Raw genomic sequence first — 15,679 nt, forward strand, 5'->3', positions numbered from 1 at the left:
TGTCGGCTTTGCGCTCTCCTGCAGAGGGCGCACGCCGCAAGGGTAGCTGCAGGGGAGGCGGGAAGCCGAGGGCATTCCATGCTGCGGACACCTCCCTACAGGGGCGCTATCCCGGAACTCGATACTCCGGTTGCGTCCGGAGGAGCCGGCTCCGCGATCATGATCACGTCGTCGCCTGGTACCTCTTGGTCGGCATCGGCCGATAGTGTTCAGCAATGCCGAACGGCATGCTGGTGGAGGAGGTTTCCCCGATGGCACGGACCATCCAGTCGCTCGAACGCGCAGCGGCGATGCTGCGGTTGCTCGCGGGCGGCGAGCGGCGGCTGGGACTGTCCGACGTGGCCTCCGCACTGGGACTGGCCAAGGGGACGGCGCACGGCATCCTGCGCACCCTCCAGCAGGAGGGCTTCGTCGAGCAGGACCCCGCCTCCGGCCGCTACCAGCTGGGCGCCGAGCTGCTCCGGCTCGGCAACAGCTACCTCGACGTGCACGAGTTGCGGGCGCGCGCCCTGGTCTGGGCGGACGACCTGGCCCGCTCCAGCGGGGAGAGCGTCTACCTGGGCGTGCTCCACCAGCAGGGCGTGCTGATCATCCACCACGTCTTCCGCCCCGACGACAGCCGCCAGGTGCTGGAGGTCGGCGCGATGCAGCCGCTGCACAGCACCGCCCTGGGCAAGGTGCTGTGCGCCTACGACCCGGTGGCACACGCCGAGCTGGCCGAGGCCGGGCGGGAGGCCTTCACCCCGCAGACGGTGACGGCCATGCCCGATCTGGAGGGTGTGCTGGACCTCACCCGGGCGCGCGGCTGGGCGGCGGACGTGGAGGAGACCTGGGCCGGGGTGGCCTCGGTGGCCGCACCCATCCACGACCGGCGGCGGATGCCGGTGGGTGCCGTGGGGATCACGGGGGCCGTGGAGCGGGTATGCGAAGACGGTGAACTCAGGGCGCGGCTGGTGGCCGCGGTACGTGACTGCGCGCGGGCCGTCTCCCGCGATCTGGGCGCCGGACGCTTCTAGACCGGATGCTTCCGAGGGGCCTTTTCGGGGGTTCCCGAGACCCCCTCGTTACCGACCGGTATCCGAACGTAGATTTACGGCCAGTTGGCCGGGAGTTTCCCGTCACACCTCCCTTGACGTGCCCTTAACCGTCCAGAAAACTGCCGTGCATCGGTCGGCATTGTCGAACACCTACCGACATATTCGCTATGGTGTGCAGTGCCACGGGACCGATCACCACCCTCTCGGAGGGTGCGGACCACCGGATGGACCCGGGGTTCGCCTTCCCCTGGACGAAGGACAAAGGAGTCGCGGGTGTCCAGCTCCGACATCTTCACCGGTGAGACCATCGGTACCGCGGTATTGATTCTGCTCGGCGGCGGCGTCTGCGCCGCCGTCACTCTGAAGCGTTCCAAGGCGCAGAACGCGGGCTGGCTGGCCATCACCTTCGGGTGGGGCTTCGCCGTACTGTCCGGTGCGTACATCGGCGCCAAGTCCGGTGCGCACCTGAACCCGGCCGTCACCATCGGCCTGGCCGTCGACGGCCAGGTCAAGTGGAGCGACGTGCCCCTCTACATCGGCTCCCAGATGCTGGGTGCGATGATCGGAGCCACGCTGGTGTGGCTCGCCTACCACGGTCAGTTCAAGGCGCACCTGACCGACGACGAGATCGTCGGCAGCCCCAACCCCCACGAGGGCATGGTCGACCAGACCGCCGAGCCGCAGGCCGGCCCGGTGCTGGGCATCTTCTCGACGGGCCCCGAGGTCCGCAACGTCGTGCAGAACCTGATGACGGAGATCATCGCCACCACGGTGCTGGTGCTCTTCATCCTCACCACGGGCCTCACCAAGGGCCTGGCCACCAGCGGCACCGGCGGGCTGATGGTCGCCCTCGTGGTCGTCGGCATCGGTCTCTCGCTCGGCGGTCCCACCGGGTACGCGATCAACCCCGCCCGTGACCTCGGTCCCCGCATCGTGCACGCGCTGCTGCCGCTGCCGAACAAGGGCGGCTCCGACTGGAGCTACGCCTGGATCCCCGTCGTCGGCCCGATCATCGGCGGCGCCCTCGCCGCAGGGATCCACCAGCTCGCGTTCTGACGCACCCGCCGAGACCTTCAGACCCCCCAGGAGCAGACACCAATGAGCACCACCGACAGCCACGACACCCACGCCGCCGGACCATTCATCGCGGCGATCGACCAGGGCACCACCTCCTCCCGCTGCATCGTCTTCGACCGCGACGGGCGCATCGTCTCCGTCGACCAGAAGGAGCACGAGCAGATCTTCCCGAAGCCGGGCTGGGTCGAGCACGACGCGATGGAGATCTGGCGCAACGTCCAGGAGGTCGTGGCCGGCGCCGTCGAGAAGGCGGGCATCACCGCCGCCGACGTCAAGGCGATCGGCATCACCAACCAGCGTGAGACCACGCTGATGTGGGACAAGAACACCGGCGAGCCCGTCCACAACGCCATCGTCTGGCAGGACACCCGCACCGACGGCCTCTGCAAGGAGCTCGGCCGCAACGTCGGCCAGGACCGCTTCCGCCGCGAGACCGGCCTCCCGCTGGCCTCCTACTTCTCCGGCCCCAAGGTCCGCTGGCTGCTGGACAACGTCGAGGGCCTGCGTGAGCGCGCCGAGCGCGGCGACATCCTCTTCGGCACCATGGACTCCTGGGTCATCTGGAACCTCACCGGCGGTGTCGACGGCGGCGTCCACGTCACGGACGTCACCAACGCCTCCCGCACGATGCTGATGAACCTGCGGAAGCTGGAGTGGGACGACCGCATCCTCTCCTCCATGGAGATCCCGGCCGCCCTGCTGCCGGAGATCCGCTCCTCCGCCGAGGTCTACGGCACCGCCAAGGGCGGCGCCCTGGCCGGCGTTCCCGTCGCCTCCGCGCTCGGCGACCAGCAGGCCGCCCTCTTCGGCCAGACCTGCTTCGACCAGGGCGAGGCCAAGTCCACCTACGGCACCGGCACGTTCATGCTGATGAACACCGGCGACGAGCCCGTCCAGTCCTACAACGGCCTGCTGACGACCGTCGGTTACCGCATCGGCGACCAGAAGCCGGTCTACGCCCTCGAGGGCTCCATCGCCGTCACCGGCTCCCTCGTGCAGTGGATGCGCGACCAGATGGGCCTGATCAAGAGCGCCGCCGAGATCGAGACGCTCGCCAGCTCCGTCGAGGACAACGGCGGCGCCTACTTCGTGCCGGCCTTCTCCGGCCTGTTCGCCCCCTACTGGCGCTCCGACGCGCGCGGCGTGATCGCGGGCCTGACCCGCTACGTCACCAAGGCGCACATCGCCCGCGCCGTGCTCGAGGCCACCGCCTGGCAGACCCGCGAGATCACCGACGCCATGACCAAGGACTCCGGCGTCGAGCTGACCGCACTCAAGGTCGACGGCGGCATGACCTCCAACAACTTGCTGATGCAGACCATCTCGGACTTCCTGGACGCACCCGTCGTGCGCCCGATGGTCGCCGAGACCACCTGCCTCGGCGCTGCCTACGCCGCCGGCCTGGCCGTCGGCTTCTGGCCGGACACCGACGCGCTGCGCGCCAACTGGCGCCGGGCCGCCGAGTGGACCCCCCGCATGGACGCGGACACGCGTGACCGCGAGTACAAGAACTGGCTCAAGGCCGTCGAGCGGACCATGGGCTGGATCGAGGACGAGGAGTAATCATGACAACCCCGCAGAGCGTCCCGACCCTGGGAACGCACCCGGCCGCCGGTGCCAACCCGGGCCGCGCCGAGACCCGGGACCGGCTGTCCAAGGCGACGTACGACCTCCTGGTGATCGGTGGCGGCATCCTGGGCACCTCGGTGGCCTGGCACGCAGCGCAGGCCGGACTGCGGGTCGCCATGGTGGACGCCGGCGACTTCGCCGGCGCCACCTCCTCCGCGTCCTCCAAGCTCGTCCACGGCGGTCTGCGCTACCTGCAGACCGGTGCCGTCAAGCTGGTCGCGGAGAACCACCACGAGCGCCGGGTGCTGGCCAAGGACGTGGCCCCGCACCTGGTCAACCCGCTCACCTTCTACCTGCCGGTCTACAAGGGCGGCCCGGTCGGCGCCGCCAAGCTGGGCGCCGGCGTCTTCGCCTACTCCGCGCTGTCCGCCTTCGGCGACGGCGTCGGCAAGGTGATCACCCCCGCCCGCGCCAAGGCCGACAACCCCGGTCTGCGCACGGACAACCTCAAGGCCGTGGCGGTCTACTACGACCACCAGATGAACGACTCCCGCGTGGCGGTCATGACCGTCCGCGCCGCCGTCGAGTCCGGCGCGGTCGTCCTCAACCACGCCGAGGTCACCGGCCTGCGCTTCACCCACGGCAAGGTCTCCGGCGCCGAGCTCAAGGACCGCACGGACGGCACCGAGTTCGGCATCGACGCCCGCGTGGTGCTCAACGCCACCGGCCCGTGGGTGGACCACCTGCGGAAGATGGAGGACAAGGGCGCGGCCCCGTCCATCCGTCTCTCCAAGGGCGCGCACATCGTGATGAAGCGCAAGTCGCCGTGGAAGGCCGCCATGGCCACCCCGATCGACAAGTACCGCATCACCTTCGCCCTGCCCTGGGAGGACCAGCTCCTGCTGGGCACCACCGACACCCAGTACGAGGGCGACCCGGCGGACGTCAGCGCCACCGAGGCCGACATCCAGCAGATCCTGGACGAGGCCGCGTTCTCCATCCAGGACGCCGACCTCGACCGCTCCCTGATGACCTACGCCTTCGCCGGCCTGCGCGTGCTGCCCGGCGGTCCGGGCGACGTCGCCCAGGCCAAGCGGGAGACGGTCGTCAGCGAGGGCAAGGGCGGCATGCTGTCCGTCGCCGGCGGCAAGTGGACCACCTACCGCCACATCGGCCGCACGGTGATGGCCAAGCTGGCCAAGGTGCCCGGCAGCCCGCTGACCGAGGACATGGAGCCCGTCTCCAGCCTGGTCCGCCGCACCCCGCTGCCCGGTGTCGCCAACCCCAACGCCGTCGCCCACCGCCTGCTGGTCGACCGCGAGCCCGGCAGCCGCATGGACCCGCTGACGGCCCGTCACCTGGCCACGCACTACGGCTCGCTGTCCTTCGACATTGCCCGCATGGTCAACGAGAACCCCGAGCTCGGCGAGCGGATCCACCCCGACGGCCCGGAGATCTGGGCCCAGGTCGTCTACGCCCGCGACCACGAGTGGGCCGAGACGGTCGACGACGTGCTGCGCCGCCGCACCACGCTGACGATCCGCGGCCTGGACAACGAGGACGTCCGCGCCCGCGTCAAGGACGTGCTGCACGACAAGGGCTGATCCTGCGGATCGCTTTTGAGGGGAGGGGCACCGGGCGGTGCCCCTCCCCTCGGGCGTGCGCCCCGTAAGGGGCGCGGGGCTGTTCACATATGCGGCTCCGCCGCGTGGGCGCGAGCAACCACGACGCGCCCGCAGTCGACGTACTCGGGGCTGCGCCCCGGACCCCTGGGGTGGTGCGTCGGCTGCCGGCTGGCGCTGGCTGATCGCGCAGTTCCCCGCGCCCCTTACGGGGCGCCTGGTCGCGCCCACGCGGCGGAGCCGCTGGGGGGCACCCCCAGCGGTAGCTGGGGGAGACACAGCCCCGCGCCCCTGACGGGGCGCAACCGGAACGCCTGTTCTCCCGTCACCCGTAATGAAGGGGGACGACATGAAGAGGCCCGATCTGCGCCGACTGCGCCCGTCGCGGCGCCTGCTGGGGCGGGTCGCCGTCGTGCTGGCCGCGCTGGTGCTCGTGCCCGTCGTGGTGGCGGCCGGCATGCTGCGGGCCGCGTACGCCGGGGCACCCGCGAAGGACGCCGTCACCCGGGGACGGGACGCCCTCTGGCTGGGGCACGCCTGGGTGGACGGCCGGCACACCGCCGCGGACCTGGCGCAGCTGGAACAGCGCGTCGCCGGGACCGGCATCCGCGACCTCTACCTGCACGCCGGCCCGCTGGAGCACGACGGCACCCTGCCCGCCCGGGACTACGCGGGCGCCCGGTGGCTGCTCGACGCGGTCCACCGCGACCTGCCCGGCGTGCGCGTCCAGGCCTGGCTCGGCGACGTGGTGGTGCGCGGGGGCGGCGGGGGACTGCGGCTGGACGCGGCCGCGACCCGCGACGCCGTGGTGACCGACGTCCGGCAGGTGCTGCGGGCCGGCTTCGACGGGGTGCACCTGGACGTCGAACCGGTGCGCACCGGCGACCCCGGCTACCTCGCGCTGCTGGACGCCCTGCACCCGGCGGTGCGCGCGGGCGGCGGGGTGCTCTCGGTGGCCGCCCAGCAGATCGACCCGCTGCCCTCGATGCACCGCGCGGCGCAGGCGCTGGGCAGCCCGAAGTGGTGGTCGCAGCACTACTTCGGACAGGTGGCCCGGCGGACGGACCAGATCGCCGTGATGTCGTACGACACCGCGCTGCCGTGGGAGAGCCTCTACGGCGGCTACGTCGCCCGGCAGACGGCCCTCGCCCTGCAGGCGACGCCGCGCACCACGGACCTGCTGATGGGCCTGCCCTTCTACCACTCGGACAACCTGGGCCACAACAGCACGGCGGAGACCGTCGACGCCGCCGTGCGCGGCGCCCGGCTGGGGCTGAGCCGGCAGGACCACGGGCGGCAGGCCTTCGGCGTGGCCCTCTACGTGGACTTCGCCGCCACCGCGGACGACTGGCGTGCCTACCGAGAAGGCTGGGGTGACCGGGAATGACCCTGCAGCGTGCAATCAACTGCCCGACAGGGGCTGCGAACGGGGGCCGGTAAGGCCGTAGGCTTGGGGGGACTGAGCAAGCAACTGCACGGAACGGCAGCCGGCGGCGGTGACGGAGATCCGCCCCGGTCGGAAGGAGGCGCTGGGTGATCGAGCTTGAGGGGGTTCCCGAGCTGATCGACCCGGTCATGATCTGTGCCTTCGAGGGCTGGAACGACGCCGGGGACGCCGCCTCCAGTGCGGTGGCACACCTGGACCGGGAGTGGAAGGGCGAGGTCTTCGCCGCGCTGGACGCGGAGGACTACTACGACTTCCAGGTCAACCGCCCCACGGTGTGGCTGGACGGCGGGGTGCGCAAGGTCACCTGGCCCACCACCCGGCTCTCCGTGGTGCGCACCCCGGGCCCGACCCCGCGCGATCTCGTCCTGGTCCGCGGCATCGAGCCGAGCATGCGCTGGCGCTCGTTCTGCAACGAGATCCTGGGCTTCGCCCACGAGCTGGGCGTGGAGCTGGTCGTGGTGCTGGGCTCGCTGCTCGGCGACACCCCGCACACCAGACCGGTGCCGGTCAGCGGGGTCACCTCCGACCCGGACCTGGCCCGGACCATGGATCTGGAGGAGTCCCGCTACGAGGGCCCGACCGGCATCGTGGGCATCCTGCAGGAGGCCTGCACGCACGCGGGCGTCCCCGCGGTCAGCCTGTGGGCGGCCGTGCCGCACTACGTCTCCCAGCCGCCCAACCCGAAGGCCACCCTGGCGCTGCTCAACCGCCTGGAGGACCTGATCGACCTGCGCATCCCGCTGGGCGAGCTGCCGGAGGACGCCCGGGCCTGGCAGCTGGGCGTGGACCAGCTGGCGGCCGAGGACAGCGAGGTCGCGGAGTACGTGCAGTCGCTGGAGGAGGCCCGGGACACCGCCGACCTGCCGGAGGCCTCCGGCGAGGCCATCGCCCGCGAGTTCGAGCGCTACCTGCGCCGCCGCGACCCGCAGCCGGGCGGCCTGGCGGCCGAGCCGGGGCTCGACGCGGGCGGCCGTGACGGCTCGTACCTGCGGGACACGGCCGGCGGCCGCACCCGCCCGCCGAAGCCGCAGGCGAAGGACGAGGGCGAGGAGGAGCGCACCGACAGCCCCGACCGCACCGAGGGCCCCGGCCGCACCGAGGGTCCCGGCCCGGAGGCCTCGGACTGACCGTGCGGCCCGTACGCCCCGGATATCGACGCGACGTGCCGTGCTGAACGGACGTACACTTGTCGGCCCGGTGGAGGCCGGTCCGCCGTCCCGCAGGGGACAGTGCGGACCGGCCTTCCCGTCCCTTCAGGAGGTGCGCCGATGACCAGCAGCATCCCGGCGGTCGACAGCCGTCCGGCCACGGACCCGGCCCTGCAGGCCGTCCTGCTCGACATGGACGGCACCCTCGTCGACACCGAAGGGTTCTGGTGGGAGGTCGAGGTCGCGGTCTTCGCCGAGCTCGGCCACCGGCTCCTCGAGGAGTACCGCGAGGTCGTCGTCGGCGGGCCGATGACGCGCAGCGCCTCCTTCCTGATCAAGGCAACGGGCGCCAGGATCGCCCTGGCCGAGCTGACCGCGCTGCTGAACACCCGCTTCGCCGAGATGATCGGCGGGGGCGTGCCGCTGATGCCCGGCGCCAGACGGCTGCTCGCCGAGCTGGCCGCGCACGCGGTGCCCACGGCGCTGGTCTCGGCCTCGCACCGGCAGATCATCGACCGGGTGCTGCACACCCTCGGCCCGGAGCACTTCGCGCTGACGGTCGCGGGGGACGAGCTGACCCGGACCAAGCCGCACCCGGATCCGTACCTGCTGGCCGCGGCCCGGCTCGGGGTGGACCCGGCGCGCTGTGCGGTGGTGGAGGACACCCTGACGGGAGTGACGGCCGCCGAGGCCGCGGGCTGCCGGGTGGTGGCCGTGCCGTCGGTCGCGCCCATTCCGCCGGCGGCCGGGCGCACGGTGGTGGGGTCGCTGGAGGAAGTCGATCTCCCATTTCTGCAGCGGCTGATCCCGGGCCCGAATTACGGGGTGTAAGAGGGCGGAAACGCTGGGCGTCGGAGCGCCGGTTTTCCGCGCCGAATGCGGCGGCCGAATTCCACCGGGTGCCCTGCGTCCGGGCGGAGTGACGTTCGTCACCGGAAGCGGGGGTCCGGGGGCGGCGTCACGGGGTGCGGAAGCGCTTCCGCGGGGGCGGAAGCACACCCTTGTGTCCCGATTGGTAACCGAGTGCGTGGAAGATTCCTGCGCCCGGGCATCGGTGCGTCGCCGACTGCTATCACCGGGTGATATCGCATCAACTTCGCCGTGTTCCGGGGGCCGTGGCGGTCCGGACTAATCTCTTCCGGGAACTGACGCACCACAGGGAGAACCCCGCACAATGAACCGCAAGACCTTGGTGCTGCCGACCGTGGCAGCCCTGCTGGCCCCCGCCCTCGCCGCCTGTGGCGGGAGTAGTGGATCCGGTACGGGCAAGGCCGTCGTCGTCGGCACCACGGACCGGTTCGAGGAGACCACCGACGCGCCCGCGCCCTTCGACCCCGCGGCCGCGTACGACATCGGCGCCTGGAACGTCCTGCACAGCACCTTCCAGACCCTGATGCGGCTGCCCCGCTCGGGCGCCACGCCGGTCGGCGACGCCGCCGAGTCGTGCACCTTCGGCGACCGCAACAACGAGCAGTACCGGTGCACCCTGCGCGCGGGCCTGAAGTTCTCCAACGGTCACCCGCTCACCTCCGAGGACGTGAAGTTCTCCTTCGACCGCGTGACGGCGATCAACTTCGAGAACGGCCCGGCCTCCCTGCTGAGCAACATCGACAAGGTGGAGACCCCCAACGAGCGCGAGGTCGTCTTCCACCTCAAGTCGCCCGACGCCACCTTCCCGCAGAAGATCGCCACCCCGGCCGGCTCGATCGTCGACCACCAGGAGTACAAGAAGGACAGCCTCGGCGACGGCTTCAAGGTCGTGGGCTCCGGCCCGTACACGGTGAGCACCGGCGTCAAGGACGACCGCGTCACCAAGGCCGTCCTCACCAAGAACCCGGACTACCACGGGTCGGTGGAGCTGCAGAACGACAAGGTCGAGATGCGCTTCTACGACGACTCGGCGTCGATGGAGAAGGCCCTCAAGGACGGCGACATCGACCTCATGAACCGCACCATGCTGCCCGAGCAGGTCAGCAGGCTGCGCGACAACCCGCCCAGCGGCGTGCGGCTGCTGGAGAACCCGGGCTCCGAGATCAGCTACCTCGCCTTCAACACCGACGACCCCTCGGTGAAGAACAAGGCGGTGCGCCAGGCCATGGCGCAGGTCATCGACCGTCAGGCGCTCACCCGCGACGCCTACGACCGCGCCGACGACCCGCTGTACTCGCTGGTGCCCTCCGGCATCACCGGGCACCAGAACTCCTTCTCCAACAAGTACCAGGACCCCAGCCCGAGCAAGGCCCGCACCCTGCTGCAGGGCGCCGGCATCAGCACGCCGGTGCCGGTCACCCTCACCTACACCACCGACCACTACGGCGAGGCCACCGCGAAGGCGTTCAAGGTGCTGCAGAAGCAGTTGAACGACAGCGGCCTGTTCGACGCGAAGGTCCAGGGCGTCAAGTGGGCGGACTTCCGCCCCGAGGCCGCCAAGGGCAAGTACGCCGTCTACGGAATGGGCTGGTTCCCCGACTTCCCGGACCCCGACAACTTCATCGCCCCGTTCATCGGCAAGGACAACTTCCTCCGCTCCCCCTACCGCAACAACAAGATCAGCGGTGAACTGCTCCCGCAGTCCCGCCAGACGGCCGCGCGCGAGTCGGCCACCCAGTACTTCCAGCAGGCCCAGGACATCGTCGCCGACGAGGTACCGGTGCTCCCGCTGTGGCAGGGCAAGCAGTACGTGGCCGTCCGCGACGGTCTCGCCGGATCCGAGTGGGCCCTCAACGCCGCCTCGGAACTGCAGCCCTGGGAACTCGCCCACGGCTCCTAGCAGTTCGCACCCCCGCCCGCGGGGCAGCTCCACCAGCACCACAGCTCCACAGAACGACTCTCAATCCCCAAGGCGGCCGCCACCGCCCTGACGAGAACTGTGAGGAACGTGCAAGTGAAGAAACGTGACCAGTGGCTCGCCGCCCCGCTCGGCGCGGGGCTTGCCGCCGCCTTGCTCAGCGGGTGCGGGTCGGAGGACGGCACGGCGGCCGGCACCGGGCAGCCGGTGGTCATGGGGATGTCCGACGAGGTCGTGACCACCGACCCCGCCTCGGGCTACGATCCCGGATCCTGGGTGCTGTTCAACAACGTCTACCAGTCGCTGATGAGCTTCCCCAAGGGCAGCACCATCCCGACGCCGGACGCGGCCAGGAGCTGCTCCTTCAAGGACCACTCCAGCCAGACCTACGAGTGCACGCTCCAGGACGGGCTGAAGTTCACCAACGGCCACCCCCTCACCTCCGAGGACGTCGCCTGGTCCTTCCGCCGCACGATGAAGATCAACGACAAGGACGGCCCGGCCGCGTCGATGCTCTCCACCATCGGGGACATCAAGACGCCCGACAAGTCCACCGTCGTCTTCCACCTCAAGCGCCCCGACGCCACCTTCCCGCAGAAGATCGCCTCCGGTGCCGGCTCCATCGTCGACCACACCGAGTACCCGATGGACAAGCTGCGCACCGACGGCAAGGCCGTCGGATCCGGCGTCTACAAGCTGGACTCCTTCGACAAGACCAAGGCCGTCTTCAAGGTCAACGGCTCCTACAAGGGCCCGGCCACCGTCCAGAACAGCGGCGTGACGCTGAAGTTCTTCCACGGCGAGCAGGCCGAGCTCAAGGGCGCCGTCCAGAAGGGCGACGTGGACCTCGCCTACCGCGGCCTGGCCATGAAGGACATCGCCGACCTGCAGGCGGTGGACGCCGACGACAAGAACAAGCTCAACGTCATCGAGGGCACCAGCGCCGAGATCCAGCACATGGTCTTCAACACCAAGGACCCCGTGGCCGGCAAGGCCGGGGTCCGCAAGGCCATCGCCTACCTCGTCGACCGCAGCGCGCTCGTCCGCGACGTCTACAAGCGCACCGCCGAACCGCTCTACTCGGTCGTCCCCAGCGGCATCACCGGCCACAAGACCTCGTTCTTCGACCTCTACGGCGACCGCCCCCAGCCCGCCAAGGCCGCCGCGGCCCTGCAGTCCGAGGGCATCCACGGCAAGGTCAAGCTCACCCTGTGGGCCACGCCCATCCGTTACGGCCCGGGCACCGTCGCCGAGTTCCAGGAGATCGCCAAACAGCTCAACGCCAGCGGCCTGTTCGACACCGACGTCAAGAGCGTCCCGTTCGAGGAGTACGAGAAGGGCGTCCACTCCGGCGCCTACGGCGTCTACGTCAAGGGCTGGATCCCCGACTACCCCGACCCCGACAACTTCACCGCGCCGTTCTTCGGCCAGGACAGCGAACTGGCCAACAACTACGAGTCCAAGGAGATAGCGGAGAAGATCCTGCCGGCCACCGCCGCACAGGGCAGCCGCTCCGCCACCGTCGACGACTTCGCCAGGCTGCAGAACACCGTCGCCCAGGACCTGCCCGTGCTGCCGCTGTGGCAGGGCAAGCAGTACGTGGTCGCCAACTCCCGCGTCTCCGGCCTGCAGTGGACGCTCGACGCCTCGACCGTCTTCCGCTTCTGGGAGATCGGCAAGTCCGCCAACAAGAGCTGACCCGCCGCTCTCCCGACCCCCGTGCCCCGGCCGCCTACTGCGCGCCGGGGCGCACCAGCCCGCTCTCGTACGCGTAGACCGCCGCCTGCACCCGGTCCCGCAGGCCCAGCTTCGTCAGCACATGCCCCACGTGCGTCTTCACCGTCGTCTCGCTGACGAACAGATCCGCCGCGATCTCCGCATTCGACAGGCCCCGCGCCACCAGCTTCAGCACCTCGACCTCACGGTCGGTCAGCGTGTGCAGCGTGTCCGGCAACGGCTCCTCGCCCGACGGGAGATGGCCCGCGTACTTGTCCAGCAGCCGCCGCGTGATGCTCGGCGCCAGCATCGCCTCGCCGCCCGCCACCACCCGGATCGCCTGCACCAGTTCGTGCGCGGGAGCGTCCTTGAGCAGGAAGCCGCTGGCCCCGGCGCGCAGCGCCTCCACCACGTACTCGTCGAGGTCGAAGGTCGTCAGCACCAGCACCTTGGCCGGGCCGTTCCGCTCCGGACCGGTGATCTGCCGGGTCGCCTCGACGCCGTCCATCCGGGGCATCCGGATGTCCATCAGCACCACATCGGGCTGCAGCGCACGCACCTGGTCGAGCGCCTGCAGGCCGTCCCCGGCCTCCCCCACGACGGCCAGGTCCTGCTCGGCCTCCAGGATCATGCGGAAGCCGGTGCGCAGCAACGGCTGGTCGTCGACCAACAGGACACGGATCGCCACAGGAGAACTCCTTCGCTAGACCGCGTCCATTCTGCCCTGAGCCCCGGCGGCCAGCGGATACGGAGGGGGAGTGCCGCCGAATTCCGGGCAGACCGCCTGATGGTCGCACCAGCCGCACAGCTTCGTCGGCCGCGGACGCCAGTCGCCCGTCTCCACGGCCAGCGTGATCGCGTCCCACAGGGCGCGCAGCTTGCGCTCCACCGCCAGCAGCTCCGCCTCGACCGGGTCGTACGTCAGCACGTCCCCGCTGCCCAGGTAGACCAGCTGCAGCCGGCGCGGCACCCGCCCGCGCAGCCGCCACACCACCAGCGCGTAGAACATCATCTGGAACAGCGCGTCCTGGCGGTACTGCGGGGCCGGGGCCTTGCCCGTCTTGTAGTCCACGATGCGGACCTCGCCCGAGGGCGCCACGTCCAGCCGGTCGACGATGCCGCGCAGCAGCAGGCCCGAGTCCAGCGTCGTCTCCACGACGAGCTCGCGCTCAGCGGGCTCCAGGCGCACCGGATCCTCCAGCGTGAACCAGCGCTCCACCAGCTTCTCGGCGTCGGCCAGCCACTTCCCCAGCCGCTCCGCGTCCTGCGAGCCGTCCTCCCGGGCGAACAGCTCCGCCAGCTCCGGGCGCGCGGCCAGCAGCTCCTCCCAGGCGCCCGGCACCATCCCGCGCGCCCGCGGCGCGGTGCGCTCGGCCGCCGGGGCGTCGAAGAGCCGCTCCAGCACCGCGTGCACCACCGTGCCCCGGGTGGCCGCCGGACTCGGCTTCTCCGGCAGCCGGTCGATCACCCGGAAGCGGTAGAGCAGCGGACACCGCATGAAATCCGCGGCGCGCGACGGCGACAGCGACACCGGCCGCGACGGCCCGGACTGCGCGGGAATGCGGCCGCCCGCCCCCTCCGGGGCCGGAACGGCGGAATGCTCGGTGGCGGTATCCATGACACAGAACCCTACGGCCCGTCACCGACAACCGGGCGCATACCATCGACGGCAGGGGGCCCCGCACTGCATGATCGTGTGAAAAGACAGCGCACCGGGCGGGTGCGGGGAAACGCATCCGACGAGGGGACACCGACACCGTGGAGACAAGCGGCCAGGGCCGATCCGGCGGCGGGGGAACCGGCGGGCAGGCCGGCCCCGGGAACCGCAGGCCGCCGCGCCCGCGCGGCAGCGGCGGCGGCATCCTCATGGGCCGGCCCTTCGGCGTGCCCGTCTACGTGGCCCCCAGCTGGTTCCTCGTGGCCGCCCTGATCACCTGGGTCTTCGGCGGCCAGCTCGACCGCGTCCTGCCCGAACTGGGCCGCGCCCGCTACCTGGTCTCCCTCTTCTTCGCGGTCGCCTTCTACGCCTCCGTGCTCGTCCACGAACTCGCCCACACCGTGGCCGCCCTGCGCTTCAAGCTTCCGGTGCGCCGCATCCAGCTGCAGTTCTTCGGCGGCGTCTCCGAGATCGAGAAGGAGAGCGAGACCCCGGGCCGCGAGTTCGTGCTCGCCTTCGTCGGCCCCCTGCTCTCGCTCGTCCTGGCCGGCCTGTTCTACCTCGGCTGGCTCGCCGTCGAGCCCGCCACCGTGCCCGGCGTGCTGCTCGCCGGGCTCATGATCTCCAACCTGCTGGTCGCCGTCTTCAACCTGCTGCCCGGGCTGCCCCTGGACGGCGGCCGGATGCTCCGCGCCGTCGTCTGGAAGATCAGCGGCCGCGCCATGACCGGGACCATCGCCGCCGCCTGGGTCGGCCGCGCCCTCGCCGTCTCCGTGCTCGTCGGCCTGCCCCTGCTCACCCACGGCGGCCTCGGCGACGCCCCCGCCGACTTCGGCGGCGTCGACTCGCTCACCGACGCGCTGCTCGCCGCCATCCTCGCCGCCATCATCTGGACCGGCGCCGGCAACAGCCTGCGCATGGCCCGCCTCCGCGAGCACCTGCCCCGCCTGCGCGCCCGCACCCTCACCCGCCGCGCCGTGCCCGTCGAGGCCGCCACCCCGCTCTCCGAGGCGCTGCGCCGCGCCAACGAGGCGGGCGCCCGGGCCCTGGTGGTCGTCGACGGCCAGGGCACCCCGACCGCGCTCGTCCGCGAGGCCGCCATCGTCGCCGTGCCCCAGCACCGCCGCCCCTGGGTCACCGTCGGCGGCCTCGCCCAGGACCTCACGGCCGAGATGCACGTCTCCGCCGAGCTCACCGGCGAGGACCTCCTGGAGACCCTCCGCGATCACCCGGCCACCGAGTACCTCGTCACCGAGGACACCGGCGAGATCTACGGCGTCCTGTCCACGGCGGACGTGGAACGCGCCTTCGTGGCCGCCATGGCCAGGCCGTCGGCCTAGCCGGGCGCCCCGTCAGGGGCGCGGGGCTGCTCACATATGCGGCTCCGCCGCGTGGGCGCGACCAGCCACGACGCACCCGCACCGGGCGCCCCGTAAGGGGCGCGGGGAACTGCGCGAGCAACAACCGACGGCCCGCAGCCGACGAACCACCCCCACGGGTTCGGGGCGAAGCCCCTGGGGGTACCTCCCAGCGGTAGCTGGGGGAACCTCGGCTGCAGGGGCGTCGTGGTCGCTCGCGCAGTTCCCCGCGCCCCTTACGGGGCGCCCCCGCACGCTCG

12 protein-coding genes are annotated in these 15,679 nt (G+C 71.2%); 10 read left to right on the forward strand and 2 right to left on the reverse strand.

Translation table 11 applies throughout. The features are described from left to right. Positions 1 to 251: 251 nt before the first annotated feature. From ACLHRZ_RS06620 to ACLHRZ_RS06660, 9 genes are all read left to right on the forward strand, one after another. Positions 252 to 1,016, forward strand: a complete 765-nt coding sequence (locus ACLHRZ_RS06620; RefSeq protein WP_490417324.1) for an IclR family transcriptional regulator — start codon at positions 252 to 254, stop codon at positions 1,014 to 1,016. Between the two features lie 294 nt (positions 1,017 to 1,310). Further along, positions 1,311 to 2,093 carry an MIP/aquaporin family protein gene (locus ACLHRZ_RS06625; protein ID WP_490417325.1) on the forward strand — a complete coding sequence of 261 codons (783 nt, stop codon included), beginning with the start codon at positions 1,311 to 1,313 and terminating at the stop codon, positions 2,091 to 2,093. Between the two features lie 42 nt (positions 2,094 to 2,135). Then, a complete protein-coding gene (glpK, locus tag ACLHRZ_RS06630; protein WP_490417326.1) occupies positions 2,136 to 3,677 on the forward strand; it encodes a glycerol kinase GlpK in 1,542 nt (513 codons plus the stop codon). 2 nt (positions 3,678 to 3,679) lie between these two features. Beyond that, positions 3,680 to 5,287: a glycerol-3-phosphate dehydrogenase/oxidase gene (locus ACLHRZ_RS06635; protein ID WP_490417327.1), complete on the forward strand. Its 1,608-nt coding sequence runs from the start codon at positions 3,680 to 3,682 to the stop codon at positions 5,285 to 5,287. Positions 5,288 to 5,654: 367 nt separating this feature from the next. Beyond that, on the forward strand, positions 5,655 to 6,692 hold the full coding sequence (locus ACLHRZ_RS06640; protein ID WP_490417328.1) for a glycoside hydrolase family 18 protein: 1,038 nt from the start codon (positions 5,655 to 5,657) through the stop codon (positions 6,690 to 6,692). A 146-nt stretch (positions 6,693 to 6,838) separates the two neighbouring features. Further along, positions 6,839 to 7,879, forward strand: coding sequence for a PAC2 family protein (locus tag ACLHRZ_RS06645; protein WP_490417329.1), 1,041 nt, complete (start codon positions 6,839 to 6,841; stop codon positions 7,877 to 7,879). A gap of 141 nt (positions 7,880 to 8,020) precedes the next feature. Continuing rightward, the gene (locus tag ACLHRZ_RS06650; RefSeq protein WP_490417330.1) at positions 8,021 to 8,731 is read left to right on the forward strand and encodes an HAD family hydrolase; all 711 of its coding nucleotides are present in this window, start codon (positions 8,021 to 8,023) and stop codon (positions 8,729 to 8,731) included. 343 nt (positions 8,732 to 9,074) lie between these two features. Continuing rightward, on the forward strand, positions 9,075 to 10,670 hold the full coding sequence (locus ACLHRZ_RS06655; RefSeq protein ID WP_490417331.1) for an ABC transporter substrate-binding protein: 1,596 nt from the start codon (positions 9,075 to 9,077) through the stop codon (positions 10,668 to 10,670). Positions 10,671 to 10,784: 114 nt separating this feature from the next. Beyond that, positions 10,785 to 12,386 (forward strand): ABC transporter substrate-binding protein, encoded by a 1,602-nt coding sequence (locus ACLHRZ_RS06660; protein ID WP_490417332.1) that lies wholly within the window; start codon positions 10,785 to 10,787, stop codon positions 12,384 to 12,386. A gap of 34 nt (positions 12,387 to 12,420) precedes the next feature. Here ACLHRZ_RS06660 and ACLHRZ_RS06665 read toward each other — a convergent pair whose 3' ends face one another. Together ACLHRZ_RS06665 and ACLHRZ_RS06670 are read right to left on the reverse strand one after the other, a co-directional pair. Then, positions 12,421 to 13,092 (reverse strand): response regulator, encoded by a 672-nt coding sequence (locus tag ACLHRZ_RS06665; RefSeq protein WP_087928839.1) that lies wholly within the window; start codon positions 13,090 to 13,092, stop codon positions 12,421 to 12,423. A gap of 15 nt (positions 13,093 to 13,107) precedes the next feature. Next, positions 13,108 to 14,022, reverse strand: coding sequence for a RecB family exonuclease (locus ACLHRZ_RS06670; RefSeq protein ID WP_490417333.1), 915 nt, complete (start codon positions 14,020 to 14,022; stop codon positions 13,108 to 13,110). 140 nt (positions 14,023 to 14,162) lie between these two features. Between ACLHRZ_RS06670 and ACLHRZ_RS06675 the strand changes: the two genes are divergently transcribed. After that, a complete protein-coding gene (locus ACLHRZ_RS06675; RefSeq protein WP_490417334.1) occupies positions 14,163 to 15,401 on the forward strand; it encodes a site-2 protease family protein in 1,239 nt (412 codons plus the stop codon). The last annotated feature ends 278 nt before the right edge of the window (positions 15,402 to 15,679 follow it).

This window comes from Streptomyces sp. AM25, assembly GCF_058146165.1.

Coding starts and splice junctions, on each gene's coding strand:
- ACLHRZ_RS06670 (WP_490417333.1), bottom strand. CDS start 14,022: ATGGATACCGCCACCGAGCATTCCGCCGTTCCGGCCCCGGAGGGGGCG.
- ACLHRZ_RS06650 (WP_490417330.1), top strand. CDS start 8,021: ATGACCAGCAGCATCCCGGCGGTCGACAGCCGTCCGGCCACGGACCCG.
- ACLHRZ_RS06640 (WP_490417328.1), top strand. CDS start 5,655: ATGAAGAGGCCCGATCTGCGCCGACTGCGCCCGTCGCGGCGCCTGCTG.
- ACLHRZ_RS06635 (WP_490417327.1), top strand. CDS start 3,680: ATGACAACCCCGCAGAGCGTCCCGACCCTGGGAACGCACCCGGCCGCC.
- ACLHRZ_RS06655 (WP_490417331.1), top strand. CDS start 9,075: ATGAACCGCAAGACCTTGGTGCTGCCGACCGTGGCAGCCCTGCTGGCC.
- glpK (WP_490417326.1), top strand. CDS start 2,136: ATGAGCACCACCGACAGCCACGACACCCACGCCGCCGGACCATTCATC.
- ACLHRZ_RS06620 (WP_490417324.1), top strand. CDS start 252: ATGGCACGGACCATCCAGTCGCTCGAACGCGCAGCGGCGATGCTGCGG.